General features: G+C 67.1%; 24 protein-coding genes. 13 read left to right on the top strand and 11 right to left on the bottom strand.

Annotation, left to right across the window (positions count from 1 at the left end):
* Nucleotides 1-4: 4 nt before the first annotated feature.
* Nucleotides 5-643 (top strand): LON peptidase substrate-binding domain-containing protein, encoded by a 639-nt coding sequence (locus tag ABCN56_RS07570; RefSeq protein ID WP_343080200.1) that lies wholly within the window; start codon nucleotides 5-7, stop codon nucleotides 641-643.
* Entirely contained in the window at nucleotides 640-822 is a 183-nt protein-coding gene (locus ABCN56_RS07575) for a Trm112 family protein (RefSeq protein ID WP_343080201.1), read from the top strand. The genes ABCN56_RS07570 and ABCN56_RS07575 overlap by 4 nt, the downstream gene beginning before the upstream one ends.
* Nucleotides 823-837: 15 nt before the next feature.
* On the opposite strand, the gene ABCN56_RS07580 is transcribed toward ABCN56_RS07575, so the two are convergent.
* A complete protein-coding gene (locus tag ABCN56_RS07580; RefSeq protein WP_343080202.1) occupies nucleotides 838-1,485 on the bottom strand; it encodes an RluA family pseudouridine synthase in 648 nt (215 codons plus the stop codon).
* 43 nt (nucleotides 1,486-1,528) lie between these two features.
* Entirely contained in the window at nucleotides 1,529-1,879 is a 351-nt protein-coding gene (locus tag ABCN56_RS07585) for a hypothetical protein (protein WP_343080203.1), read from the bottom strand.
* A gap of 198 nt (nucleotides 1,880-2,077) precedes the next feature.
* Between ABCN56_RS07585 and ABCN56_RS07590 the strand changes: the two genes are divergently transcribed.
* Both ABCN56_RS07590 and ABCN56_RS07595 read left to right on the top strand, forming a co-directional pair.
* Complete coding sequence (locus tag ABCN56_RS07590; RefSeq protein WP_343080204.1) at nucleotides 2,078-3,070, top strand: glutathione S-transferase family protein; 993 nt, start codon at nucleotides 2,078-2,080, stop codon at nucleotides 3,068-3,070.
* Nucleotides 3,071-3,238: 168 nt separating this feature from the next.
* Nucleotides 3,239-4,414: a lytic murein transglycosylase gene (locus ABCN56_RS07595; RefSeq protein WP_343080205.1), complete on the top strand. Its 1,176-nt coding sequence runs from the start codon at nucleotides 3,239-3,241 to the stop codon at nucleotides 4,412-4,414.
* A 6-nt stretch (nucleotides 4,415-4,420) separates the two neighbouring features.
* Here ABCN56_RS07595 and ABCN56_RS07600 read toward each other — a convergent pair whose 3' ends face one another.
* Together ABCN56_RS07600 and ABCN56_RS07605 are read right to left on the bottom strand one after the other, a co-directional pair.
* Nucleotides 4,421-4,897, bottom strand: a complete 477-nt coding sequence (locus tag ABCN56_RS07600) for a YbjN domain-containing protein (RefSeq protein WP_343080206.1) — start codon at nucleotides 4,895-4,897, stop codon at nucleotides 4,421-4,423.
* A gap of 55 nt (nucleotides 4,898-4,952) precedes the next feature.
* The gene (locus ABCN56_RS07605) at nucleotides 4,953-6,128 is read right to left on the bottom strand and encodes a helix-turn-helix transcriptional regulator (protein ID WP_343080207.1); all 1,176 of its coding nucleotides are present in this window, start codon (nucleotides 6,126-6,128) and stop codon (nucleotides 4,953-4,955) included.
* Nucleotides 6,129-6,329: 201 nt separating this feature from the next.
* Here ABCN56_RS07605 and ABCN56_RS07610 point away from each other — a divergent pair, with 201 nt between their 5' ends.
* Nucleotides 6,330-6,935: a rhodanese-like domain-containing protein gene (locus tag ABCN56_RS07610; RefSeq protein ID WP_343080208.1), complete on the top strand. Its 606-nt coding sequence runs from the start codon at nucleotides 6,330-6,332 to the stop codon at nucleotides 6,933-6,935.
* Between the two features lie 8 nt (nucleotides 6,936-6,943).
* On the opposite strand, the gene smc is transcribed toward ABCN56_RS07610, so the two are convergent.
* Nucleotides 6,944-10,402 (bottom strand): chromosome segregation protein SMC, encoded by a 3,459-nt coding sequence (smc, locus tag ABCN56_RS07615; RefSeq protein WP_343080209.1) that lies wholly within the window; start codon nucleotides 10,400-10,402, stop codon nucleotides 6,944-6,946.
* Nucleotides 10,403-10,636: 234 nt separating this feature from the next.
* Between smc and ABCN56_RS07620 the strand changes: the two genes are divergently transcribed.
* From ABCN56_RS07620 to ABCN56_RS07630, 3 genes are all read left to right on the top strand, one after another.
* The gene (locus tag ABCN56_RS07620) at nucleotides 10,637-10,969 is read left to right on the top strand and encodes a hypothetical protein (RefSeq protein ID WP_343080210.1); all 333 of its coding nucleotides are present in this window, start codon (nucleotides 10,637-10,639) and stop codon (nucleotides 10,967-10,969) included.
* Nucleotides 10,970-11,111: 142 nt separating this feature from the next.
* Nucleotides 11,112-11,468: a CidA/LrgA family protein gene (locus ABCN56_RS07625; RefSeq protein WP_343080211.1), complete on the top strand. Its 357-nt coding sequence runs from the start codon at nucleotides 11,112-11,114 to the stop codon at nucleotides 11,466-11,468.
* Nucleotides 11,461-12,177: an LrgB family protein gene (locus tag ABCN56_RS07630; protein ID WP_343080212.1), complete on the top strand. Its 717-nt coding sequence runs from the start codon at nucleotides 11,461-11,463 to the stop codon at nucleotides 12,175-12,177. The genes ABCN56_RS07625 and ABCN56_RS07630 overlap by 8 nt, the downstream gene beginning before the upstream one ends.
* Nucleotides 12,178-12,181: 4 nt before the next feature.
* On the opposite strand, the gene ABCN56_RS07635 is transcribed toward ABCN56_RS07630, so the two are convergent.
* Together ABCN56_RS07635 and ABCN56_RS07640 are read right to left on the bottom strand one after the other, a co-directional pair.
* Nucleotides 12,182-12,970: an HTD2 family dehydratase gene (locus tag ABCN56_RS07635; protein WP_343080213.1), complete on the bottom strand. Its 789-nt coding sequence runs from the start codon at nucleotides 12,968-12,970 to the stop codon at nucleotides 12,182-12,184.
* Complete coding sequence (locus ABCN56_RS07640; RefSeq protein ID WP_343080214.1) at nucleotides 12,967-13,449, bottom strand: SRPBCC family protein; 483 nt, start codon at nucleotides 13,447-13,449, stop codon at nucleotides 12,967-12,969. The genes ABCN56_RS07635 and ABCN56_RS07640 overlap by 4 nt, the downstream gene beginning before the upstream one ends.
* Before the next feature lie 136 nt (nucleotides 13,450-13,585).
* Between ABCN56_RS07640 and ABCN56_RS07645 the strand changes: the two genes are divergently transcribed.
* Nucleotides 13,586-15,238 carry a thiamine pyrophosphate-binding protein gene (locus tag ABCN56_RS07645; RefSeq protein ID WP_343081451.1) on the top strand — a complete coding sequence of 551 codons (1,653 nt, stop codon included), beginning with the start codon at nucleotides 13,586-13,588 and terminating at the stop codon, nucleotides 15,236-15,238.
* A gap of 3 nt (nucleotides 15,239-15,241) precedes the next feature.
* On the opposite strand, the gene ABCN56_RS07650 is transcribed toward ABCN56_RS07645, so the two are convergent.
* Nucleotides 15,242-16,468, bottom strand: a complete 1,227-nt coding sequence (locus tag ABCN56_RS07650) for an FAD-dependent monooxygenase (RefSeq protein WP_343080215.1) — start codon at nucleotides 16,466-16,468, stop codon at nucleotides 15,242-15,244.
* Between the two features lie 85 nt (nucleotides 16,469-16,553).
* Between ABCN56_RS07650 and ABCN56_RS07655 the strand changes: the two genes are divergently transcribed.
* The 4 genes from ABCN56_RS07655 to ABCN56_RS07670 all read left to right on the top strand — a co-directional run bounded on the left by ABCN56_RS07655 (nucleotide 16,554) and on the right by ABCN56_RS07670 (nucleotide 23,030).
* Nucleotides 16,554-17,882 (top strand): amidase, encoded by a 1,329-nt coding sequence (locus tag ABCN56_RS07655; RefSeq protein WP_343080216.1) that lies wholly within the window; start codon nucleotides 16,554-16,556, stop codon nucleotides 17,880-17,882.
* A 131-nt stretch (nucleotides 17,883-18,013) separates the two neighbouring features.
* Entirely contained in the window at nucleotides 18,014-19,195 is a 1,182-nt protein-coding gene (locus ABCN56_RS07660) for an aminotransferase class I/II-fold pyridoxal phosphate-dependent enzyme (protein ID WP_343080217.1), read from the top strand.
* 13 nt (nucleotides 19,196-19,208) lie between these two features.
* Nucleotides 19,209-22,109 carry a DNA translocase FtsK gene (locus ABCN56_RS07665; protein WP_343080218.1) on the top strand — a complete coding sequence of 967 codons (2,901 nt, stop codon included), beginning with the start codon at nucleotides 19,209-19,211 and terminating at the stop codon, nucleotides 22,107-22,109.
* 132 nt (nucleotides 22,110-22,241) lie between these two features.
* A complete protein-coding gene (locus tag ABCN56_RS07670) occupies nucleotides 22,242-23,030 on the top strand; it encodes a DUF7946 domain-containing protein (protein WP_484214019.1) in 789 nt (262 codons plus the stop codon).
* 45 nt (nucleotides 23,031-23,075) lie between these two features.
* Here the strand turns inward: ABCN56_RS07670 and ABCN56_RS07675 are convergent, their stop codons facing one another.
* Genes ABCN56_RS07675 through ABCN56_RS07685 form a run of 3 tightly spaced genes read right to left on the bottom strand, consistent with a single transcriptional unit; the run spans nucleotide 23,076 to nucleotide 24,166 of the window.
* Nucleotides 23,076-23,663 (bottom strand): Fic/DOC family protein, encoded by a 588-nt coding sequence (locus ABCN56_RS07675; RefSeq protein WP_343080220.1) that lies wholly within the window; start codon nucleotides 23,661-23,663, stop codon nucleotides 23,076-23,078.
* Nucleotides 23,660-23,878 (bottom strand): hypothetical protein, encoded by a 219-nt coding sequence (locus ABCN56_RS07680; protein ID WP_343080221.1) that lies wholly within the window; start codon nucleotides 23,876-23,878, stop codon nucleotides 23,660-23,662. The genes ABCN56_RS07675 and ABCN56_RS07680 overlap by 4 nt, the downstream gene beginning before the upstream one ends.
* Nucleotides 23,879-23,932: 54 nt before the next feature.
* Nucleotides 23,933-24,166 (bottom strand): hypothetical protein, encoded by a 234-nt coding sequence (locus ABCN56_RS07685; protein WP_343080222.1) that lies wholly within the window; start codon nucleotides 24,164-24,166, stop codon nucleotides 23,933-23,935.
* Between the last annotated feature and the right edge of the window lie 279 nt (nucleotides 24,167-24,445).

The following is a 24,445-nucleotide window of genomic DNA, read 5'->3' on the forward strand; positions in this document are numbered from 1 at the left end:
TTACATGATCCAGGCTGCCGACCTGCCCGACACCATCCCGATCTTTCCCTTGCCGGGCGCGTTGCTATTGCCGCGGGCCCGGTTGCCGCTGCATATTTTCGAACCCCGCTACCTCGCCATGCTCGACGACACGATGAAGACGCCACAGCGTGTCATCGGGATGATCCAACCCCTGGCGGGGCCGGGCGGCAACCGTCTTACCTCGATCGGCTGCGCCGGGCGCCTCACGGCGTTCTCGGAAACCGAGGACGGCCGTTACATGATCACGCTGACCGGGATTTCCCGCTTCCGCCTGATCCGCGAAGTCGATGGCTTCACGCCCTATCGCCGCGCGGAAGTCAGCTGGGAGGGGTTCTCCCACGACCTTTCCCGAACCGCCGAGGAGGATCGCGCCTTCTGCCGCGAACGTTTCCTTTCGCTGCTTGCCCGGTTCTTCGAAGCACGGGAGCTTTCCAGCGACTGGCAAAGCCTCAAGGAGGCCGAAGAGGAGTTGCTGATCAACTCGCTCTCCATGCTTCTGCCCTTCGAGCCCGAGGACAAGCAGGCGCTATTGGAAGCGCCGACGCTCGTTACCCGTCGCGAGACCCTCGTGACGCTCATGGAATACGCGCTGCGCGGGGGCGGCGAGGAGGTGATGCAATGACGGAAACGCCAGAATTCGACCGCCGGATGCTCGAGGCGCTGGTCTGCCCGGTAACGCACTCGGCGCTTCATTACGACCAGGAGCGGCAGGAGCTGGTCTCCAGGTCCGCGAAACTCGCCTTTCCGATCCGTGGCGGCATTCCGATCATGCTCGTGGACGAGGCCCGCGAACTCGACTGACCGGCGGGATCGTCCTCAGAACGGGCAGGGGGCCGAAAAGGTCATCCCCTTGCCGCCGTCCGGGTGCCGGAACCGAAGACTCTCGGCGTGCAGCATCAGCCGCGGGAAATCCTGCGCAGGGCCCTCTGCATATAGCGGGTCGCCGAGGATCGGGTGACCGATCTCCTTCATGTGCACCCTGAGCTGGTGGCTGCGCCCGGTCTGCGGCATGAGACGCACACGTGTCGTCCCGTCCTCGTAGCGCACCACGCGCCAGTCTGTCTGCGCGGGACGGCCGTTCTCGAAATCGACGTGCTGGCGCGGCCGGTTCGGCCAGTCCACGCAGAGCGGCAGGTCGACCCGGCCTTCCTTTTCCTCGAGTCGGCCCCAGAGACGGGCCACGTAGACCTTCCGCACCTGGCGGTTTTCGAACTGGAGTCCAAGATGACGCTGGGCGTGGGGGGTGAGCGCGAAGACCATCACGCCCGAGGTGTCCCGGTCGAGCCGGTGCACCAGAAGAACCTCCGGAAAAGCCGCACGGATTCGTTCGATCAGGCAATCCGCCAGGTGGTCTCCCTTGCCGGGTACGGAAAGAAGCCCCGCAGGCTTGTCCACCACGAGGATCTGGTGATCGGCATGGATTACGCGCAGGGGTTCGTCGGGCGGAGTGTAGTCATCGCTCATCCCCGCCTCCTGCCGCGCCGTTCAGACGAGGTCAAGCGCCAGCTCAGGCCCGCCCGATGAGAGCAATGGGTGCATTCTCGTCCCGCGCGAAGTCCAGAGGAGCCCGGTCGAGGGCCGCGGTGGACCGCTTCATGACGCAGACAAGCTCCCCCTCGGAGACGTCCGAGGCCACGATCAGGCTTTGATACAGGTGGCGGGACCCGTCGTAGATGTCGACGAGGCCCCTCAAATGCGCGACCTGGTCGGCATCGAGCGTGAAGCCGTCGTCCCAGAACCGCAAGATCGGATAGACATCGTCCCCCACCAGAACCCGCAGCCGCGAGCGGCGGCGCAGGTCGCGCTTTCGGGCCTCCTCCAGCCCGGCCCGTACTTCCTTGGGCAGATACTCAGACATGACTCACCCTCCCGTCCCTGTGGATAGACTGCCATGTCGGCGACGAAAATCAAGCCAAGGCCGGGAATTAGCGGAACCGGCCGTCTGACGCCGGCGCGCGGCGACCCGCCTGTGCGCCGACGCATAGGCCCTGCGCGGCAATGCCAGTTGGCGCGCCACGAAGCAGAAATTAGCTGGCAGTCCTGAAAGGAGATCAGCATGGGCCAGCTCTTCAACGGCATGTGGTCGACGGAATGGTATGACACCGACAAGACCGGCGGCGCGTTTCAAAGAACGTCCGCGCGCTTCCGGAACTGGATCACGGACGACGGCAGGCCGGGCCCCACAGGCGAAGGCGGTTTCCCCGCCGAGGCGGGGCGCTATCACCTCTATGTGTCCTACGCCTGCCCCTGGGCGCACCGCACGCTGATCTTCCGCGCGCTGAAAGGTCTGGAGGAGCTGATCCCCGTCTCCGTCGTCCATCCCGAGATGCTGGGGGACGGCTGGACCTTCTCCACCACCTTCCCCGGCACGACGGGTGACCGTCTGCACGGCCTGCCCTTCCTCCGTGACATCTACACCAGCGCCGATCCGGCGGTTTCAGGGCGTGTCACCGTGCCCGTCCTCTGGGACCGGAAGCGCGGCACCATCGTGTCGAACGAAAGCTCCGAGATCATCCGGATGTTCAACTCCGCCTTCGACGGGCTCACGGGGAACCGGCTGGACTTCTGGCCGGAGGAGCTTCGCGACGCGATCGAAGCCCTCAACCGGCGCGTCTACGACACCGTGAACAACGGCGTCTACAAGGCGGGCTTCGCCACGAGGCAGGCGCCCTATGACGAAGCCGTCACGTCGCTGTTCGAAACCCTCGACTGGCTGGAGGACCGTCTTTCGGAGCGCCGCTACCTGATGGGCGACCGTCTGACCGAAGCCGACTGGCGGCTCTTCACCACGCTCGTGCGGTTCGACACGGTCTATCACGGCCACTTCAAATGCAACCGCCGCCGCATCGTCGACTACCCGAACCTCTGGGCCTACACGCGCGACCTCTACCAGGTGCCCGGCGTCGCCGCGACGGTGCGGATGGACCACATCACGCGCCACTACCACTACAGCCACGAAACCATCAATCCGCACAGGATCGTGCCCATCGGCCCCGAACTCGATTTTCTAGCGCCGCATGGACGGGAACGGGTCGCCGAGGCAACCTGAGCATAGCCCCCGTCGAGCGTAGGACGCGGGCGGCCGGATTGTTTCCGGCCGCGTGTTAATGTTTCCATATCGCCAACAATCCGCCGATGCGCCGGCTTTGGCCGGACCACCGGTTGCCTCGTCCCCTTTGGCTGCTAATCTCCCTTCCGGCAGATCCCGGAGGTTTTCATGCGCCTGCACGCCGCCTTGTCCGTCCTCGCGATCTCTTTCCTGCCCGGCATGGGCCAGGCGGCGAGCTGCGGCGGCGACTTCGGCGGCTTCGTCCGTGAAATGAAGGCGGAGGCGGTGCGGATGGGCCACGCGCCATCCACGGTCGATGCGTTCTTCGCCTCGGTCCGGCAGGACCCGAAGGTGATCCGCGCCGACCGCGCTCAGGGCATCTTCAAGAAGACCTTCGCAGAGTTCGCCCGTGCCGTCATCTCGCAGAACCGGATGACCAACGGCCAGCGTAACGCCCAGAAATGGGCGGCCGTCTTCAACCGGATCAAGTCCGACTACGGCGTTTCCCCCGGCGTTCTCCTGGCCTTCTGGGCGCTGGAGACCGACTACGGGCAGGTCCAGGGGGATTTCAACACTCTGAACGCGCTCGTCACGCTCGCGCACGATTGCCGCAGGCCGCACCTGTTCCGGCCGCAGGTCTTCGCCGCACTCGAGCTCTACGAACGCGGCGATTTCGACCCCGCGCGCACCACCGGCGCCTGGGCGGGCGAGATCGGGATGGTGCAGATGCTGCCCGAGGACATCCTCGTGAACGGAGTCGACGGCGACGGCGACGGGCACGTGAGCCTCAAGACCTCGCCGCCCGACGCGCTCATGTCCGGGGCGAAGATGTTGCGCGGCCTCGGCTGGCGCCCGGGCGAGCCCTGGCTTCAGGAAGTCACCGTGCCCCAGAACCTCGACTGGTCGAAAACCGGGCTCGACACGGAGCTGACCACCAACCAATGGGCCGCGATGGGGGTGAAGCCGCGCTCCGGAAGCCTGCCTCGTGGCCTCAGGGCCTCGGTCCTCCTGCCCATGGGGCGGAAGGGGCCTGCCTTCCTCGCCTACCCGAACTTCCGCGTCTTCTTCGAGTGGAACCAGAGCTTCGTCTACGTCACGACGGCGGCCTATTTCGCAACCCGCCTGGAGGGTGCGCCCGTGTTCGACGCCGGAAACCCGGATCCGGCGCTGAGCGATGCCGAGATGAAGAGCCTGCAGAAGAAGCTCGCCGCCCGGGGCCACGACGTCGGCGCGATCGACGGCATTCTCGGCGCGCTTACCCGTTCGGCGGTGCAGAAGGAACAGATGCGCCTTGGCCTGCCCGCCGACGCCTGGCCGACGCGGGACCTCCTGTCGCGGCTCTAGCCGCGCCTACCAGTCGATGAAATCCTCGAAATCCTCAACGAGCAGCCGCCACAGGTCGAGAACCTCGCCGAAGTTCTCTTGTCCGGTGCCGTCGCCAAAGAGCGAGAGGTCCAGCTTCAGATAGGGGTCGCCCTCGTCGTCGATGAAGGCGCGGGAATAGCGGTTCTCGGAGTTCCACTGGTTCGTCTTCAGGGCGGACATGGGCGCGTCGAGATCGTAGCCCGCCGAAAACTGGATCGATGTGCAGGATTCGCCGGCCTTGTCGCAGCCGTAGAAATAGACCTGGAACCGCGAGACCGACACGCGCGAGACGAGCTTCGGCGTTCCATCGTCCGCCGTCTCGCGGGTGACGAGGAACCCTTCCTTCTGCATGGCGAGCATCACCGCATCGGGGTCCGAGGCCCGGAGGTTCTCTGCCTGGGACGGAACCGCCGCCATTGCGAAAGCGGCGGCCAGCGCGGCGCGCGCGAAGGTCAAGGTCATGATTTTGCTTCCTCTTCCGCCCCCGTTCCGAGATTGCCGGGGCGAGTAGACCTGGTCAAGAAAGGGAAGGGTCACCCCCCAATCGATGGATCACGGCCTCAGTCGCCCCGTTCGCGACCGGCAGGATGCTCGCATGGATCGCCGCCACCAGCTGCTCGACGCGCGAGACGCCCGCCTTCGCCTCGAGGTTCTTCAGATGCCACCGCACCGTGCTTGCCGCGATGCCCTTCTGCTGCGCGAAGTCTGCGACGCCCTTGCCGCAGGCGATGTGCCGGGCCAGTTCCGTCTCCGTCTCGGTCAGTCCGTGCCGGGCTGCGAATGCGCTCAGATCCGGCATCGTCTCCGGATCGAACCCGCACAGAACGACCGCCGCGCGGCCTGCGGGAACCGTGGCCGTCTGCCAGCCGCACAAGGGTATGACCGTCGCGGCGACCGCCTCTCGGTCATCCTCGACCAGAATGGTCCGGTCCGGGGGCATGTCGGCCCGGTCCAGGATCCGAGCCGCCCGGTCCAGCGCCACCCGAAGCCTTTCGCCCGCGGCACCCGTGGCCGTCAGGACGCCACTCCGCGTGATACCGACCTGACGGGACCGCCTCACGAAGCGTTCTGCCGCCTCGTTCAAGAAGACCACCCTCTGCGCCCCGTCCACCACGAGGACCGGAAGCTTCAGAGCGGACAACACGGCGCTGAGGCTCGCCCATTCGCCATGCAGGCAGGAGATCCGGTTCGAGAGCGAGACCGTCCGGCGAAGATGCGGCAGGAGCCGGCCGAGGAAGGCGATCTCCGCCTCGAACGGCGCACGGCCGGCATTCCGCACATAGCCCACCCACGTCACCTGCCCGGCGTCTTCGTTCAGGATTGCTCCAACCGAGTGGTGGAACCCTTGCGGCCGGACCCATTCGTTGAAATAGGCGCTGCGCGCAAAGTCCGGCGAATCTTCCGCGTCGGTGTGGAACCGGTTGCGGGACAGGAGCGCGAGATTTTCCGCCCAGGGGTTCTTGCCGAGGAACTCGCTGTCATAGTTCTTCAGGAAGTCCGGATCGAAACCGAAGCTTCCATGCGTTTCGATCGAATTCGAGAAGCTGGCTTCCGTCACGATGTCGCCCGCATCCGCTCCGATGCTTTGGCCGATGAGATCGTGCGCCTCCTCAAGGCAACAGGGGTCCTCCAGCGAGGCGTAGCACCGCTCCACGATTTCAATGAACCGCTTTTCCAGCATCAACCTGTCCACGCGGGGAATGCACAACAAGCAGCAAAGTCGGGAGCCTAACACGGAATCCCGATCCGACACAGACCCTGATCGCCTCCCCTCCCACATGGGAGGCGCGACGGCCGGGCGCGATTGGCATGCTTCGATCCGGGGTGCGCTCCGCCCCCGGACGACCAGCGTAAAGGGAACGACAACAGCAACAAATCACTGGAGAAGAACGACATGAAACCACTTGCTCCGGTATCGCGCGGGTCCCGCCTGACCTTCGCGGCGCTCGCCCTCGCGGCGTTGAGCTTCAGCCAGGCGGCCGCTCAGGACATCCCCGAGGCCAAGCAGACCAGGGCCGGGCTCTACCTCTGGGCCACCGAAGCCGACGACTTGCTGAAGGACGACCATGCAATCCTGATCGACGTGCGCACGCGCGCGGAAGTCGCCTTCCTCGGACTGCCCACGCGGGCGAACGTCAACATTCCCTACATGGAAATGGCCGTACCGCCGGTCTTCGACCCGGACTCGCACGGCTACAAGCTTGCGCAGAATCCGGACTTCCTGATGGAGTTCGAGGCCTACGCAATGGAAAACGATGTCACGAAAGACACGCCGATCGTGCTGCTCTGCCGCTCCGGCACACGCAGCGCGAAGGCGGCGAACCAGCTCTACGAGATTGGCTACACCAACGTGTACTCGGTCCTTGACGGCTTCGAAGGCGACAAGGCGAAGACGGGGCCCCATGCCGGCCATCGCACCGTGAACGGCTGGAAGAACGCAGGGCTCGCCTGGACCTACAGCATCGAGCTGACGCAGGCCTATCCGCGCGATCGGATGTGAGGACCGGCTCAGGCCACCAGCTGCTCGGCCCGCTTCAGGTCCACGCTGACTAGCTGGCTCACGCCCTGTTCCTGCATCGTCACGCCAAAGAGCCGGTCCATCCGGCTCATCGTGACCGCGTGGTGGGTGATGATCAGGAACCGCGTGTCCGTCCGCCGCGTCATCTCGTCGAGGAGGTCGCAGAACCGCGTCACGTTCGCGTCGTCCAAGGGCGCGTCCACCTCGTCGAGAACGCAGATCGGCGCGGGGTTCGCGAGGAAGACCGCGAAGATCAGCGCCAGCGCCGTCAGCGTCTGCTCGCCGCCCGACAGGAGCGACAGCGTCGAGAGCTTTTTCCCCGGCGGCTGGCACATGATCTCGAGCCCAGCTTCCAGCGGATCGTCGCTTTCAACGAGGACGAGGTTCGCCTCGCCGCCGCCGAAGAGATGGGTGAAGAGGTTGCGGAAGTTGGAGTTGACCTGTTCGAAGGCCGTCAGCAGCCGCTCGCGCCCCTCGCGGTTCAGGCCCGCGATGCCCGACCGGAGCTTCTTGATGGCCTCCTCCAGGTCCGCCTTCTCGGCGACGAGGTTGTCATGTTCGGCCTGCACCTCGCGCGCGTCCTCCTCGGCGCGCAGGTTAACGGCACCGAGCGCGTCGCGCTGCCGCTTCAGGCGGTTCACGTCGTGGTCGAGCGTCTCCGCCGAGGGCATTTCGCCAGGGTCGGCGTCGAGGCTTGCCAGCAGGTCTGATGGCATGGACTCCGTCTCCTCGCGGATGCGTTCCACGGCATAGGCGACCGTCTCGCGCGCCGCTTCCGCCCGCGCCTCGGCACGGGCGCGGGCCTCCCGCGCTTCGCCTGCGGCACGTTCAGAATCGCGTTCCGCCATTGCCGCCTCACGAAGTGCGGTCTCCGCTTCCGCCAGCCGGTCGGCGGAGGTCTGGCGCCGGGCCTCGGCGGCCTCGATGGCGTCGGAAAGCTCTTCCCGCTTCGCCGCGATCTCGGAAGGCGCGGCGCTCGCCTCCTTCAGCTCCGCCTCGCTTTCGCCCTTCCGCTCGGTCAGTTCCGCGATCCGCTTGCCGGCCGTCTCCAACCGGTGCTTCCAGCCCGAGATCTCCTTGACGATCTCCTGCCGGCGGCGCACGCGCGCCTCGCCCTCGCGGCGCACCTCGTCATGGGCCGACCGCTTGGCGAGCATCGTCATCCGGGCCGCCTCGACCGTGAGCTTCACATCCTCGACCTCGGCCCGCGCCGCATCCAGGTCCGGCAGCGCCTTCACCGCGGCCTCTGCCTCCTTCAGCCGCGCCCGCGCGCCCAACGCCTCCTCGTCGTGGCGCGCCGCGGCAAGGCGTGCGCTTTCCACCTTGCCACCGGCGATGGAACGATCCGCCTCGGCCTTCGACAGCGCCCGGCTCGCTTCCGCCACGATCCTGTCCGCCTCGCGCCGCGCCTCGCGGGCTTTCCGGTCCGCCTCCGTCGCGGCGGCCAGCCGAACCGTCAGAAGTTCGTGGGCTTGCCGCGCGCCTTCCGCCCGGCCCAACGCTTCCTCGAGGTCGCGCTTGAGGTCGGATAGCCGGTTCAGCTGCTGAAGCCGCAGCGCCGCCGCCGATGGTGCGTCCTCCGCCGCCGCGCGGAACCCGTCCCAGCGCCAGAGGTCGCCCTCGGCCGTGACCAGCCGCTGGCCCGGCTGCAGCGCCGCCTGCAGCCGCGCGCCCTCGGCCTTCGTTGCGACAATCCCGATCTGGCCGATCCTTCGCGCCAGAACCTCCGGCACGGTGACATGGTTCGACAGCGCCTTCACGCCCTCGGGCAGGGTCTGCGCCTGCGCATAGGCCGGCAGCACCCCCCAGCCCGATCCGCCGTCGCCCGATACTTCCGGCGCGCGCAAATCGTCGGCGAGCGCCGCGCCAAGCGCACGTTCGAACCCCTTTTCCACCCGGACCCGGTCGAGAAGCTGGTGGCCCGTCGCGGCCTCCCGCTCGACGAGTTTGGCAAGCGCCGCGGCCTCGGCGCGCAGCGCGTTGGCCTCGCCCTCGGCCTCGGACCGGGCGGCGCGTGCCTCCGCCTCCCGCGACTGTGCCTCGCCCCGGGCATCGTCGGCCTCGGCAAGCGCCGCTTCGGCCGCGTGCGCCGCCGCGCGTGCCTCGTTCTCGGCCGCTTCGGCCCGGGCAAATTCCTCGGCCGCGCGGGCCTGCGCCGCTGCGGCCTCCTCCGCCGCCGCGCGGGCCTTGGCGACCTCGGCCTCGTTCCTGTCCACGGTCGACTTGGCATCCGCCAGAAGACGGTGCGCGGACTGATGCCGCGCCGACAGACGCGCCACGTCCTCGTTCAGCTCGGACAGCGCCGATTCCCGCGACGCCAGGACCTGCGCGGCCTCGTGCGAGGCGTCCGCCGCGGCCGACAGCCTGTCCTCATGCCCCTCGGAAGCCTTGGCGATCTGCGCCTGTTCCCACTCCAGCCGCGCGATCGTCTCGCCCGCGTCCCGGTTCAGCGCCTCTTCTCGCTCCATGTCGCGGACCAGCTGCTCGATCCGGCCCTTGAGCGTCTCGATCGCCTGGATCGCGCGCTGTTCCTGGTCCTTGAGCGTGTCACGCTGCACCTGGAGCCGTTGCAGGACGGCGGCGGCAATCGCCTCCTCCTCGCGCAGGGGCGGCAGCGCTTCTTCCCGCTGCGCGCGCGCCTTGGCTGCGGCCCGCGCTGCGCCTTCCGCTTGCGCAGCCTGCGTCACACGTTCCCTGAGGCTCGCCTCCGCGGCGACGCGCGCGTCATCCGCCTCGCGCCAGCGACGGTAGAGAAGCATCCCCTCCGCGCGACGCAGTTCCTCGCCGATCTCGCGGTAGCGGGCCGCCTGCCGCGCCTGGCGGGCAAGCTGCTGAAGCTGCTGCGCCAATTGTTCGACCACGTCGTCAACGCGGGCGAGGTTCTGTTCCGTCGCGGAAAGCTTCAGTTCCGCCTCGTGGCGCCGCTGGTAGAGGCCGGAAATGCCCGCCGCCTCCTCAAGGATGCGCCGCCGGTTCTTCGGCCGCGCGTTGATCAGTTCCGCGATCTGCCCCTGCCGCACCAGCGCCGGCGAATGCGAGCCGGTCGAGGCATCCGCGAACAGCATCTGCACGTCCCGCGCGCGGACCTCCTTCAGGTTGACCTTGTAGGCGGAGCCCGCGTCTCGCGTGATCCGCCGCACGATCTCCAGGTGGTCGGAGTCGTTGAACCCGGCGGGCGCGAGGCGTTCCGCGTTGTCGATCATCAACGCCACTTCCGCGAAGTTCCGCGCCGGCCGCGAAGCCGCGCCGGCGAAGATCACGTCCTCCATCCCCTCGCCGCGCATGGCCGTGGGGCGGTTTTCGCCCATCACCCAGCGCAGGGCTTCGAGGAGATTCGACTTGCCGCAGCCGTTCGGCCCGACGACGCCCGTGAGCCCGTCATGGATCACGAGTTCCGTCGGGTCGACGAAGCTCTTGAAACCGTTGAGGCGCAGGCGGGTGAAACGCAATTGATCGACTCGGCTCTGATTCCGACAGGTCTGCAATCCTTCGCAGGGCACTCCCGCGAGTCAACCTTTGACCACCCGATCTGGCGACAACCCGCCGCTTATCCCCAAGATATTGCCCCCGGGGCCACGAAACCCGGGGCCAGAAAGGCGCTTCGTCCCCGGTCAGGATGTCGCAGTGCATGGCTGGACATATTCGTATATTCACATTCAAATCCAGGAATGTTTAGGGTGCGCATGCAACCGACCACAAACCGGCCTGCGGACAGCTACTCGCCGCTTCATTTCCTCGCTTCGCTGGGGGCGGGGGGCCTGACGGTCACTTTCTTCATGTACCTGATATTCTGGGTGCCGCACCCCGGCCAGAGCGTGCCCGTCTTCGAGGACATCGCGCGCGTCCTCCGGGGCGACAGCACCGCGCTCAAGATCGCCGCGGCGGTCGCCATGGCCGGGATCGCCGTCTTCGGCTTTCTCGACGTCAAGCCGCTGATCCGGAACCTTTCCGCCCTTTCCCGCTTCCGCCGACACTTCGACCAACCCGGAAGCGCGGCCGCCATCCCGGCGGAATGACCTCCCGGCGGGCGTTCTCCCTTCGCCCGCCTTTACTGTGGCCCCCGGATCGATCCGGGGGCCCTTTTCCTTGCCGCGCAAGCCCTTGCGCCGCGCCCGCCCGCCGCTAGGCTCGTGTCACCGCCGCACACGGAGCCAGAGCATGATCCCCGCACTCGCCACGATCCTCGCCTTCCAGCTCGCGGGCGAAGCCGCCGCGCGCGCCTTCGACCTGCCGCTTCCCGGCCCGGTGCTCGGCATGGTCGCGCTTGTCGCGGCCTTCCTCGCCTCGCCACGCCTCGCCGCGGCGATCCGCCCGACGGCGCAGGGGCTTCTCGCCCATCTGTCGCTTCTCTTCGTCCCGGCCGGCGTGGGTGTCGTCGCCCATATGGGCGTCCTGCGCGACGAGGGCCTGGGGATCTTCGTGGCGCTCGTGGTCTCCACCATCCTCGCCATCGCCGTCGGCGCGCTGACCTTCGCGGCGGTGGCCCGCATCACGGGGGACAGGGGCGATGTCTGACGCCGCGCTGATCTGGTCCTACCTCGCGCGGGAGCCGCTTCTTTGGCTCACGCTCACCCTCATCGCCTATGCGATCGGCGACGCGGCCTCCCGCGCCTCGGGGAGGAAGCCCCTCGTCAACCCGGTGCTCATCGCCGTGATTCTCCTCGCGGTCGTGCTCTTCGCCACCGGCACCGACTACCGCACCTATTTCGAGGGCGCGCAGTTCGTCCACTTCATGCTTGGCCCCGCGACCGTGGCGCTGGCCGCCCCCCTCTACGCGAACCTCGCCCACGTACGCCGCGCCGTTCTGCCGATGACGGCGGGGCTTCTCGCAGGCTCCCTGACGGCGGTCCTTTCGGCGCTTGCGGTGGCGAAGGCCTTCGGGGTCGATGGCGCGGTGCTCGCCTCGCTCGCCGCGAAATCGACGACCGCGCCGGTCGCGATCGGGATATCCGAGAAACTCGGCGGCGCGCCGACGCTGACCGCCGTCCTGGTGCTTCTGACCGGGATCATCGGGGCCGTCGTGGCGACCCCCCTTCTGAACGCGCTGCGGCTCACGGACTGGCGCGCCCGGGGCTTCGCGGTCGGCGTTGCGGCCCACGGCATCGGCACCGCCCGCGCTTTCCAGGTGCATGAAACGGCGGGAGCCTTCGCCGGGATCGGCATGGGGCTGAACGCAGTCCTGACCGCACTGATCGCGCCCGTGGTCCTGCGCTTCTTCCTCTGACGGCTCAGCCCGCTTCGGCCTCCATGCAGAGCCGCCCGTCCGGCCCCGCGACCCAGAGCTTCGCGCCCGCCCGAGCGAATGTCGCCGTCTCGAAATGGAAAAGGGGCGCGGTGGCCCGGTAGCGGAAGTGCCTCAGCGCCCCCCGCGCGGCCGCCATCAGCATCAGGTGCTGCGCCAGAAGCGGGCCGTGGACGATCAGGCCCGGGTAGCCCTCCACCTCGCGGCAGTAATCGAGGTCGTAGTGGATGCGGTGTCCGTTGAAGGTCAGTGCCGAGTAACGGAAGAGCTTGGTGGTCGAAAACCTCAGCACATCCGTCTCTTCCGCGCCCTCCGGCGCGGCGGGCGGCACCGGCGCCGGAGCCCCAGGCGCCGGATCCTCCCGGTAGACGACGTTCTGCCACTCGGCGACGCAAAGCCGCCCCTGCTGCCGGATCTCGTGCCGGATGGTCACGAAGGCCAGCGGCCCGCTGCGCCCCTGCTTCCTCTCCACCGCTTCGATGACCGAGGTCTTCTCGGCCGGCCGCCCGGCGCAAAGCGGCGCGGGAAACTCCAGCCGACCGCCCGCCCACATCCGTCGCGGCAGGCCGAGGTCGGGCAGGAACGCGCCCCGCGCGGGGTGGCCGTCGCGGCCAAGCTCGGCCTCGGGCAGCGCCTCCCAGAAGTAGATGTGATGCGCGAAAGGCGGCAGGGCCGCATCCGCGTCGAAGCCGATTCCCAGCGTGGCGGCCAGCGCCTGCGCCCGCGCCGGGTCCATCGCATCGGTCAGCCGTCGAACGCCGCCCGTCGTGCTCATAGCGTCAACGCCAGTTCTTCGAGCTGGTCGGTCGTGACGCCCCAGCCCTCGTGGAACCCCATCGCCTCGTGCCGCGCCTTGCCCTCGGCATCGGCGTGCATCACCCGCACGTGGTAGCTGGTGCCCCCGCCAGGCGCATCGGCAAAGCTGAGGACCGCGGTCATGGCAAGGTCATGGATCTTGGCGGCCGACGGCCGCCAGCCTTCGCGGAGCGCGGTGGTGAACACGAGCCTCTCCCCCGGCACGACCTCGAGCCAAGCCCCGTCGTTCGGGAACTCCTCGCCCTCCGGGCTCAGCATCGTGCTGAGGAACCTCCCTCCGGGACGCAGATCCACGACACAGGTCGAGACGCCCCACGGCTTCGGGCAGAGCCACTGTTTCAGAAGCTCCGGCTCCGTCCAGCAACGCCAGAGACTGGCGCGCGGCGCGGCGAGGTGACGGCGCAGTTCAAGATCGAGGCTTTCGTCCGGGGAAGTCATGGCGATCTCCTGTCGCGCGGCGATGCCCGGATCCTAGCGTCGAACACTGAAACCGGTAAGCGGGATTCCGGGTGGGCTTGCCCTTGCCCTCAGCCTCGCGCAAGGTCCGTGGCGACGGCGGATGGCGGAGGCGGCAATGCGGCACGGCGGGCAGATCCTGGTGGACCAGTTGGTGCGTCAGGGAGTGAGGCGGGTCTTCTCGGTTCCCGGCGAAAGTTTCCTCGCGGCGCTTGACGGTCTGCACGACGCCGACATCCAGAACATCGTCTGCCGGCATGAAGGCGGCGCGGCGATGATGGCCGAGGCGACGGGCAAGCTGACGGGCCGCCCGGGTGTCGCCTTCGTCACGCGGGGACCCGGTGCCTCGAACGCGTCCTCGGGCGTGCATGTCGCGAAACAGGACTCGACCCCGATGATCCTCTTCGTCGGCCAGATCGCCCGCGACCACCGCGACCGCGAGGCATTCCAGGAAGTCGATTACCGCGCCGTGTTCGGAACCGTCGCGAAATGGGCCTCCGAGATCGACCAGGTGGAGCGCATCCCCGAATACGTCTCGCGCGCCTTCCACATCTCCACCTCCGGCCGCCCCGGCCCTGTCGTGCTCGCGCTGCCAGAGGACATGCTGTCCTCCAGTGCCGAAGTCCCTGACCTTCCCGCTCCCGCCCCGGTGCCGCCGGGCGTCAGCGCCGCCGAAGCCGCCGCCGTGGCCAAGGCGCTGGCGAAGGCCGAACGCCCCCTCGTCATCGCCGGCGGCAGCCGGTGGAACGCCGGGGCCGCCGCCGACCTCGCCCGCTTCGCGGAAAGCTGGGGCCTTCCGGTCGCCGTCCCCTTCCGCCGGCAGGACCACATGGACAACCGTCACCCGAATTACGCGGGCGACCTTGGCGTCGGCATGAACCCGAAGCTCGGCAAGCGGCTGCAGGACGCCGACCTGATCCTGGTCCTCGGCGCGCGGATCGGGGACAACCTGACCCGTGGCTATGAACTCATGCACCCGGCGGACCCCGGCAAGACGATCGTTCACGTCCACCCCGACGCCTCCGAACTCGGTCGCGTCTTCCGCCCCGATCTCGGCATCGTCGCCGACGCCGTCGAGATGACCGCCGCGCTTGCCGACACGCCAGCGCCGCGGCGCTGGGACGACTGGGCCAAGGCCGCGCGCGCCGAGTACGAGGCCTGGCAGCAGCCCAAGGAAACGCCCGGCGCGGTCAGGATGGAGCAGGTGATCCGCTGGCTGTCGGACAACGTGCCAGATGACGCGGTGCTGACGAACGGCGCGGGAAACTACGCGGCCTTCCTGCACCGCTACTTCCGCTACAAGGGCTACGGCACCCAGCTCGCGCCGACCTCGGGCAGCATGGGCTACGGCTTTCCTGCCGCCATCGCCGCGAAGCTTGAAAACCCGGGGCGAACGGTCGTCTGCCTCGCAGGCGACGGCTGTTTCCAGATGACGCTGAACGAGATGTCGACCGCCGCGCAATACGGTGCAGCCGTCATCACCATCGTCGCGAACAACGGCCAGTACGGCACGATCCGGATGCACCAGGAACGGAACTTCCCGGGCCGGGTTTCCGGTACGCAACTCGCCAACCCCGACTACGCCGCGCTCGCCCGGGCCTATGGCGGCCACGGCGAGACGGTGGAGCGGACCGAGGACTTCCCTGCCGCCTTCGAGCGGGCGCGTGCCTCCGGCCTGCCGGCGGTGATCGAGCTTCGCCTGGACCCCGAGGCGCTTTCGACTTCGCTCACGCTCTCCGAAACCCGTGCGATCGGGCTGAAAGGCGCCTGAGCCTCAGATCTGCCGCCCCTCCAGAAGGCGCGGCAGGTCGCCCTTGAGGCCCGCCGCCTGCCGCATGAAGCCGCGCCGAAGGGAAGGGATCGCGTTGACGATCCCCATCCCCAAGTCGCGGACGCCACGCAGGAGCGGGTTGTCGTTGGAAAAGAGCCGATTCACCCCGTCCATGCCAAGCGCAAGGATCGTCGAGTCGAAACGCCGCCAGCTCTGGTAACGCTCCAGCACGTCGATTGTGCCGATATCCTCGCCCCGCCGCGCAGCTTCGACCAGCACCTGCGCCAGCGCCGCCACGTCGCGAAGGCCAAGGTTCAGCCCCTGCCCGGCGATCGGGTGAACGCCGTGCGCCGCGTCGCCGACCAGCGCCACGCGCGGCGCGACGTAGGAATTCGCGAGCGTCAGGTTCAAGGGATAGGTGAAACGCGGGCCGGCGAGACTGATCTCGCCCAGGTAGTCCCCGAACCGGGGCCTGAGCACGTCGAGGAAACTGGCGTCGTCCAGCGCCATGACTGCCTTCGCCTCTTCCTCGGTCGTGCTCCAGACGATGGAGGAGCGGTTGCCGGGCAGTGGCAGGATCGCAAGCGGCCCCGTCGGCATGAAGAACTGTTGGGCCGTGCCTTCGTGCGGGCGTTCGTGATCCACCGCGCAGACCACGGCGATCTGGCCGTAGCCCCAGCCGGAGCGGCTGATTCCCGCCCGCTGCGCCGTACCCGACTGGCGCCCGTCGCACCCCGCGAGCACCCGCCCTGACAGGCTCCGCCCGTCGGACAACGTCACGCTGATCGTCGCTGGGCCCGGCTCTTGCCCGGTCACGGTGGTCCTTGGAACGAGAGTGATCCCTGTCTCCGCCTCCATGGCGTCGAGGAAAGCTGCGTAAAGAAACCGGTCCTCCAGCATGTAGCCCATCGGGCCTTCCTCGATCTCGGCGGCGTCGAAATCGAGGAAGAAAGGCGCGGGGCCTTCGCCTGGGCGCCCGTCGCTTGCGATGATCCTGAGGATCGGCTGCGTGCTGCCTGCCACGTGGTCCCAGACCCCTATGGCCGACAGAAGCCGCTTCGAGGCGAGCGCCAGCGCGTAGGCGCGCCCGTCGAACTCGGCCTCGGCGCGCAAGCGCGGCGGCTGGGCGTCCACTACGGTCACGCTCAGCCCCGCCCGGGCCAGTGCAAGCGCCAGCGCCGGGCCATTGAGCCCGCCGCCCGCGATGATCACGTCTGAATCGGTATCCATGCCGGCCAATATGGCTGCGGCTGCGGGATTGTCCATGCTGCCCCGTATCGCTACCGTCCATCGCGCGAAACCTTGCGAGGGCATGATGCAGGACTGGTCTGGGATGAGCGCGGCGGAACTCGGCCGCGCGATCGGCGCGGGCGAGATCGACCCGGTTGAGCTTGCTGCGGCTTTTCTCGACCGGGCCCGTGCGCATCCGGAGATGAACCGGATCTACGCACGGCTGACGGCCGAACGCGCGCTTGCCGAAGCCGAGGCCGCGCGGATCAGGGCGAAGGCCGGCCACCGCCGCGGGCCGCTCGATGGCGTGCCGGTTTCCTGGAAGGACAACTACGACACGGCAGGCGTCGCGACCGAGGCGGGAAGCGCGCTGCTGAAGGGCCGCGTGCCCGAACGTGACGCCGACGTGCTGGTGAACGCGACCCAGGCGGGCCTCGTCTGCCTCGGCAAGACGCATCTGTCGGAACTCGCGTTTTCCGGCCTCGGCCTGAACCCGGTCACGGCGACACCGCCCAACGTGAACGATCCGAAGGTCGTGCCCGGCGGCTCCTCCTCCGGCGCTGCGGCCACCGTCGCCATGGGCCTCGCGCCCGCCGCGATCGGCTCGGACACGGGCGGATCGGTGCGCATCCCCGCCGCCTGGCAGGACCTCGTCGGCCTGAAGACGACGCTCCGCCGGCTCTCCTGCCGGGGCGTCGTGCCGCTCGTCGAAAGCTTCGACACCGTGGGTCCCCTAACGAAGACCGTCGAGGATGCCGCGCTACTCCTCGCGGCGCTGGAGGGTTGCCGCCCCGCCGACCTTTCCGGTGCCACGCTCGAGGGCGTCCGCCTTCTCGTCCTAGAGGGCAAGGCGCTCGAGGATCTCGACGAGGTTCCCCGCGCGGGCTTCGAAAGCGCCGTGTCCCGGCTCGAGGCCGCCGGCGCCCGGATCGACGACGCGAAGGTCGCGGCCGCCGACGACGCGCTCGGCCTTTCCGCGATTCTCTACACGCCCGAGGCCTACGGCATCTGGCGCACCGCGATCGAAGCGTCGCCGGAAAAGATGTTTCCCCCGATTCTCGAACGCTTCCGCTCCGGCGCGGGGGTGACGGCCGCCGATTTCGTCACCGCCTGGCGCCGCCTTCGGGAACTTCGCGCGGACTGGGCCAAGGCCGTCGCCCCTTACGACGCCGTGATCCTGCCCACCGCGCCGATCGCGCCGCCGGAGACGGAACGGCTTCTCGCGGACAGCGATTTCTACGTCCGCGCGAACCTCCTGACGCTCCGCAATACGAGGGTCGGCAACCTGATGGAGGTCCCGGCGCTGACGCTGCCAACGGGCCTTCCCTCTGCGGGGATCATGTTCCTTGGCAGGCCCATGCAGGAAGAACGCCTGCTCCGCCTCGGCGCCGCCGCCGAAGCGGCCCTCGCCTGAGGCCGACGGGCCGGAATGCCACACTTGTCCGGGTCAAGCCTTGGGAAAGCATCCCTTTTTCTGGACCCGTGGCCCGCCATTGGCTAAAGTTTCCGAAAACGGGGCGCAATGATCCCGAAACCGAGGCAGTAATGGTGTTTCCCGAGCGGTTTTCGAACCTGCCAGACTACGCGTTTCCGCGTCTGCGGAAGCTTCTCGACGTGCATCCCGCGGGCGGCGAGGTCATTCACATGACCATCGGCGAGCCGCAGCACCCCATGCCGGACTTCATCGGCCCGATCCTCGCCGAAAGCCTCGCGGAATTCGGCAAGTACCCTCCGAACGAGGGCACGCCGGAGCTTCTGGCCGCGATCGGCGACTGGCTGCACCGCCGCTACGGCGTTCGGATCGACGCCGCAGAGCAGGCGATGGCACTGAACGGCACGCGCGAAGGGCTGTTCAACGCGCTTCTCGCGCTTTGCCCCGAGAAGAAGGGCGGCAAGCGGCCGGTCGTCCTGATGCCGAACCCCTTCTATCAGGTCTACGCGGTGGCGGCGCTGACCATCGGCGCAGAACCGGTCTACGTCCCGGCAACTGCGGATAACGGCTTCCTGCCGGATTTCGGCCTCCTGCCTTCCGATATCCTGGAGCGCACGGCCGTCGCCTATCTCTGCTCTCCCTCCAACCCGCAGGGTGCGGTCGCTTCCCGCGACTACTGGGCCGGGCTCCTGCGGCTGGCCGAGAAGCACGATTTCCGCATCTTCGCCGACGAATGCTATTCCGAGATCTGGCGCACGGCCCCGCCGCCCGGCGTGCTGGAAGTCGCACAGGAAACCGGCGCCGATGCGGAACGGGTCCTGACCTTCCATTCGCTGTCCAAGCGGTCGAACCTGCCGGGCCTGCGCTCCGGCTTCGTCGCGGGCGGGCCGGGCTCCATCGCGCGCATCCGCCAGCTTCGCGCCTATGCAGGCGCGCCCCTGCCGCTGCCGATCCAGCGCGTTTCCGAACGGGTCTGGGCCGACGAGGCTCATGTGGAGGCGAACCGCGCGCTCTATCAGGAAAAATACGCAGCCGCCGACGAGATCCTCGAGGGCGTGCCGGGCTACGAGGGGCCGGAGGGCGGCTTCTTCCTCTGGCTGCCGGTCGAGGACGGCGAGGCCGCGGCGCTGAAACTCTGGCGCGAGACGGGAGTGCGGGTCCTGCCCGGCGGCTACCTTTCGCGCGAAGTCGAAGGATTCAATCCGGGCCAGGGCTACATCCGCGTGGCGATGGTGGCCCCACTTGAAGACATGGGGCGCGGGCTCTCGCGGCTCCGCGACTGCCTGTACAACTGAGGACGGGGTAGACATGGCATCCTATCAGGCGAGAGAGCGTGACCCGCTTCTGGACCAGAACATGCAGGCCGTGGTCGAACGTCGCGGCAAGGAGTTGTTCGGCGTGGCGCTGATCGTGGCCGGTCTTCTGGTCGCGATGCTCCTTGGCAGCTATTCGCCCGACGACCCGAACTGGCTGGTCGCGACCGACGCGCCGGCGCAGAACCTCCTTGGCCGCTTCGGCGCATCGGTCGCCTCGCCGCTCTATGTCATCTCGGGCCATGCCTCCTGGGGTATCGCCGTCGTCCTCGCCGCCTGGGGCCTCCGCTTCGTCCTGCACCGTGGCGAGGAACGCGCGCTGTCCCGCGTGATCTTCGCGCCGATCGCGATTGCGCTGGCCTCCGTCTACGCTTCCACGCTGCTCCCGGGCGGCGACTGGGTACACAGCTTCGGCCTCGGCGGGCTCTTCGGCGACACCGTTCTGGGGGCCGTCCTCGGCGTCGTGCCGGTCACGGCGACCTTCGGCCTCAAGGTCCTCTCGGTCATCATGGGCGTCGCGATGCTGGCGATGGCCGCCTTCGTCACCGGCTTCGACAACCGCGAACTGCGCACGATCTGGCGCTTCCTGCTTCTCGGAACGGTCATGGCCTACGCGCATGGTCTGAGCCTTGCAGGAAAGGGCGCGCGGGCCTCCGCCGCCGCCGCGCGCGACTACCGTGAACGCCGCGCCACGGCACGGGAGGAGGCGCTGTCCCATCGCCGCGACGCCTCGCTGACCGCGGCCCCCGCCACCGCACCCCAAGCCCGTGTCCTGCGGGCCGAACCGCGCTACGCCGCCGAACCGGCCCCCGCGCCGCAGCCTCCGGCAGAGCGGACCGGCCTCTTCGCCCGCATGCCGTCGCTGATGCGCCGCACGGCGGATCCCGATCCGGAGTTCTATCTGGAACCCGAACTGATCGAACGCACCGCGCCCCGCAGCGCCTACGAGGCCGAAGCGCCCAGCGCCGAACGGATCCGCGCGCGCATCGCCGACGCTGTCAAGTCGCGCAGCGAAGCCTCCGCGCCGCGCCCCCTTCCCGGCGCGCTCCGCGCCGAACCGCCGCTCACCGCCGCGCGAGCCGCTTCGGCGGGCCCGAACCTCGCGCCGATGGCCGCTCCTGCCGCGGCGCCGGCTCCGCAGCGCGACGCGCCGGAGCCCCTCTCGGCCAAGCCCCTGTTCGAGACCGAGGACGATTACGAAGACCTCGCCTACGCCGATCTCGACGTCGAGGACGACGAGATGGAGCCCGATTACGCCTACGCGCCCGCGGCCCCCGCCGCGCCGCGCCGGGTCGTGCAGCATTCGTCCAAGAAGACGCTCGCTCCCTCGCGCCAGGCCCAGGCCGAAGCGCAGCCCCGGTTGAAGTTCGACGAACCCAAGGCCGCCGAATACGAGGCTCCGCCGCTGTCGCTGCTGACGAACCCGGTCACGATCCAGCGTCACCAGCTTTCGGACGAGGCACTGGAGGAAAACGCGCGGATGCTCGAATCCGTGCTCGACGACTACGGCGTGAAGGGCGAGATCGTCTCGGTCCGCCCCGGCCCCGTGGTCACGATGTACGAGCTTGAACCCGCCCCGGGCCTCAAGGCCAGCCGGGTGATCGGGCTTGCCGACGACATCGCGCGCTCGATGTCCGCGCTTTCGGCCCGCGTCTCGACCGTGCCGGGCCGCTCGGTCATCGGGATCGAACTTCCGAACGCCCACCGCGAAAAGGTCGTCCTGCGCGAGATCCTCGCGGCGCGCGATTTCGGCGACTCGAACATGCGCCTGCCCCTCGCTCTCGGGAAGGACATCTCGGGCGAACCCGTGGTCGCGAACCTCGCCAAGATGCCCCACCTCCTGATCGCCGGCACCACCGGCTCGGGCAAGTCGGTCGCGATCAACACGATGATCCTCTCGCTCCTCTACAAGCTCTCTCCCGAGGAATGCCGGCTCATCATGATCGATCCGAAGATGCTGGAACTTTCCGTCTATGACGGCATCCCGCACCTTCTCTCTCCCGTCGTCACCGACCCCAAGAAAGCCGTCGTCGCGCTGAAGTGGGTGGTCGGCGAGATGGAGGAGCGTTACCGCAAGATGTCCAAGATGGGCGTCCGCAACATCGAGGGCTACAACGGCCGCGTCCGCGAGGCGCTGTCGAAGGGCGAGATGTTCAAGCGCACCGTCCAGACCGGCTTCGACGAGGAAACCGGCGATCCGGTCTTCGAGACCGAGGAATTCATGCCGGTCGCGCTGCCCTACATCGTCGTCATCGTCGACGAGATGGCCGACCTGATGATGGTGGCCGGGAAAGAGATCGAGGCCTGCATCCAGCGCCTCGCCCAGATGGCCCGCGCCTCCGGCATTCACCTCATCATGGCGACCCAGCGCCCCTCGGTCGACGTCATCACCGGCACGATCAAGGCGAACTTCCCGACCCGCATTTCCTTCCAGGTCACCTCGAAGATCGACAGCCGCACCATCCTCGGCGAAATGGGCGCCGAACAGCTCCTCGGCATGGGCGACATGCTCTACATGGCCGGCGGCTCGCGCATCACCCGCATCCACGGCCCCTTCGTGTCGGACGAAGAGGTCGAGGAGATCGTGACCCACCTGAAGAGCTTCGGCCCCCCTGAATACATGTCCGGCGTCGTGGAGGGCCCCGACGAGGAGAAGGAGGCCGACATCGACCTCGTCCTCGGGCTCGGCGGCAACACAGACGGCGAGGACGCGCTCTACGACCAGGCGGTGCAGGTCGTGCTGCGCGACCGCAAGGTCTCGACCTCCTACATCCAGCGCAAGCTCGGCATCGGCTACAACAAGGCCGCGCGGCTGGTGGAGCAGATGGAGGAGGAGGGGCTCGTCTCCGCCGCCAACCATGTCGGCAAGCGGGAGATACTGGTGCCGGAGCAGTAGGGCTCACTCCGCAGCACCTTTAGGGAGAACCTCCAGACGGCAATCAATTTTAGCTTGTAAGTTCCGCAACAACGATATTCAAATTCGCTGACTCTCGAACGGATCGGCGCATGGAACAAAAAAAAGTTTGGGTTGAGGATTAGATATCGTGGGCAAGTCGCAGGAGAAGGAAAGCTGCCACTTTATGATGGCGCGACATCTATTCAAGGGTTGGCGCAAGCCGTACAAATTGCAACGCACGCTTATGTGTCAGGAAAAATTGTTACTAGGGCTACAGCAGCTCGCAGCGCAGAGTTCTTTCTTCTGCCGGCCCGCCAAGGGAGCTTCTTAGTCGATCTTGTAGTTTTAGTCGAGCAGTATCCAGTGATTGCCGGTGCGGCGGCACCAGTTTTTTATGATTTCATAAAAGCGGTGTTCAAGAAAGCAACGGGTGTTTTCAGTGGTGAACCCGAAACGGCAGCAATTAGGAAAGCAATCGATAAAGATGAACCCTTTTTCGACGAGCTTGCTGAAACGCTTGAAGGTAGCCTACAGAGGGCGCACCGGCCCATTGGAGACGGAGTTACCACGATATCATTGGAGAGACCGAGGTCCGATCTCATAGTATTCGATCAGGATTCTAAAGATTGGGTCAACACACGAGAGGAAAACCCCGGAAGCTCTACCATCACAGGGAATGTGACCAGGTTTAACTCAATCACTCGCAACGGAAGGGTGTTCTCCGATCAGCACGGTAGAATAATTCCGTTTCGGCCGGATGGAGATTTTCCGGGAGCTAGTCTCAGATATGTCACTTGGTCCCACCATGGCAGCACAAACTCTCTGCCGAAGAAACTTAATTTGGTAGTGCGGGAGATAAAATCGGCGAAAGGAGAAACAAAGCGCCTGCTGCTGTCCGATTGCGAAAGAGCAGAAAATTAAAGAGCGGGTTATGGCCGTGGACGGGCAGTAGAAACTCTATCTCGACTACTTGCCCTGAACCATCCCCGAAACTGCGATCACCAAGGGTTCCAACCTCCCCGAAAAACTCGCGATCATCGCCTGCATGAACCCCTCGGGATCGATCCGGTCCTCGTCCATCGGAAAGCCCGCAAGTTCCATCAGTTCACGCAGCAACGTAAGTTGGCAGCGCCCGTTACCCTCGCGGAACGGATGGATCGCATTCAGTTCGGCGATGAAGTGGCTTGCGCGTTCGGCGAAGGCCTCGATACTTCTCAGGTCGGCCAGATGGTTCTCCGCTGTGAGGTCCGCAAAGAGCTTATCCATCTCGCGTTCGATGTTTTCGGGAAAGCAGAACCAGTTGCCACCCTTGGCGGTCCGTATCTTGCGTGGTTTCCCCGCCCAGTCATACACGTCCTGAAAAAAGTGGTGGTGGATTGCACGGTAGTGCGCATAGTCCAAATTGCCGGGCGGCAGAGGTTCCTCGGCGCGGGTCTGGAACATCAACTGTTCGAACTGGTCGAGCTCGTCCTGATCCTTCAGGCCCGCCTTGTTGCGAAGAACGCCGGTACCCGGATAGCACAGCGGATCGTCCGCCGCATCGTACCGGCTCATCCGCTCCGCTTTTTCTCAAAGGTGCCGGTAATGGCGGCTCGCAAGGCATCCCCCTTGAGACCGCTCGCCTCAAGCCGCACCAAGGTTTTTTTCGACTTCGCGGTCAGGGTGATACCTTCAACTTGTGCGAACTTTGCGGCCTTAGACTTTCCCAAGGGCTTCGGGGAAAACCGGCCCGTCGTGGTGCTGCGTGAAGTGGCAATGGTCTTCGTCATGCTGGCAGCCTATCAGGTTTCAAAGGCCAAGTGTATATGGCAAATGTTGCCCCCCTACTTCCCCAACCGCGCATCCCGGAGCGCCCGCCGCGCCTCCAGGTCCTTCTTCTCTTCCGCCGCCTTCTCCCGCGCCTCGCGGGCGTCGGTTTCGGCGATGGCGTGGTCGAGGATTTCGCGGCGGAGCTCCATCATCTCCTCCTCATGCGTGGGCGCACAGCGCACCTCCTCCGGCCCCGTCACCAGGCCCGCCAGCCGGGCGAGCATGAAGGTTCTCAGGACCGCATTCATCCGCGTCAGATGCCGGCCCCATCGCCCGGAAGAAGGCCACCACGTCCGCGTCCACCCGGATCGGTCTCGACGCAGCAAAGATGGCCGCCTCCGGTGTTCCGTCGCGACCCCGCCATCGCCCTGCCGGCCTGAATCAGCCTCCTTGCGGACCCTGGGTCGAACGGCCGCCAGCAGCATGCACGGATCACCCGGTCCGGCAGATAGCTCCGACCGGTGGCCCTGAAGAAGCCAGCATGATAATCGTGCTTCGTCAGTCGAGGCGGGCTGGCTGATCGGCGG

Source organism: Ostreiculturibacter nitratireducens (assembly GCF_032670585.1).
Taxonomy (GTDB): Bacteria; Pseudomonadota; Alphaproteobacteria; order Rhodobacterales; family Rhodobacteraceae; genus Ostreiculturibacter; species Ostreiculturibacter nitratireducens.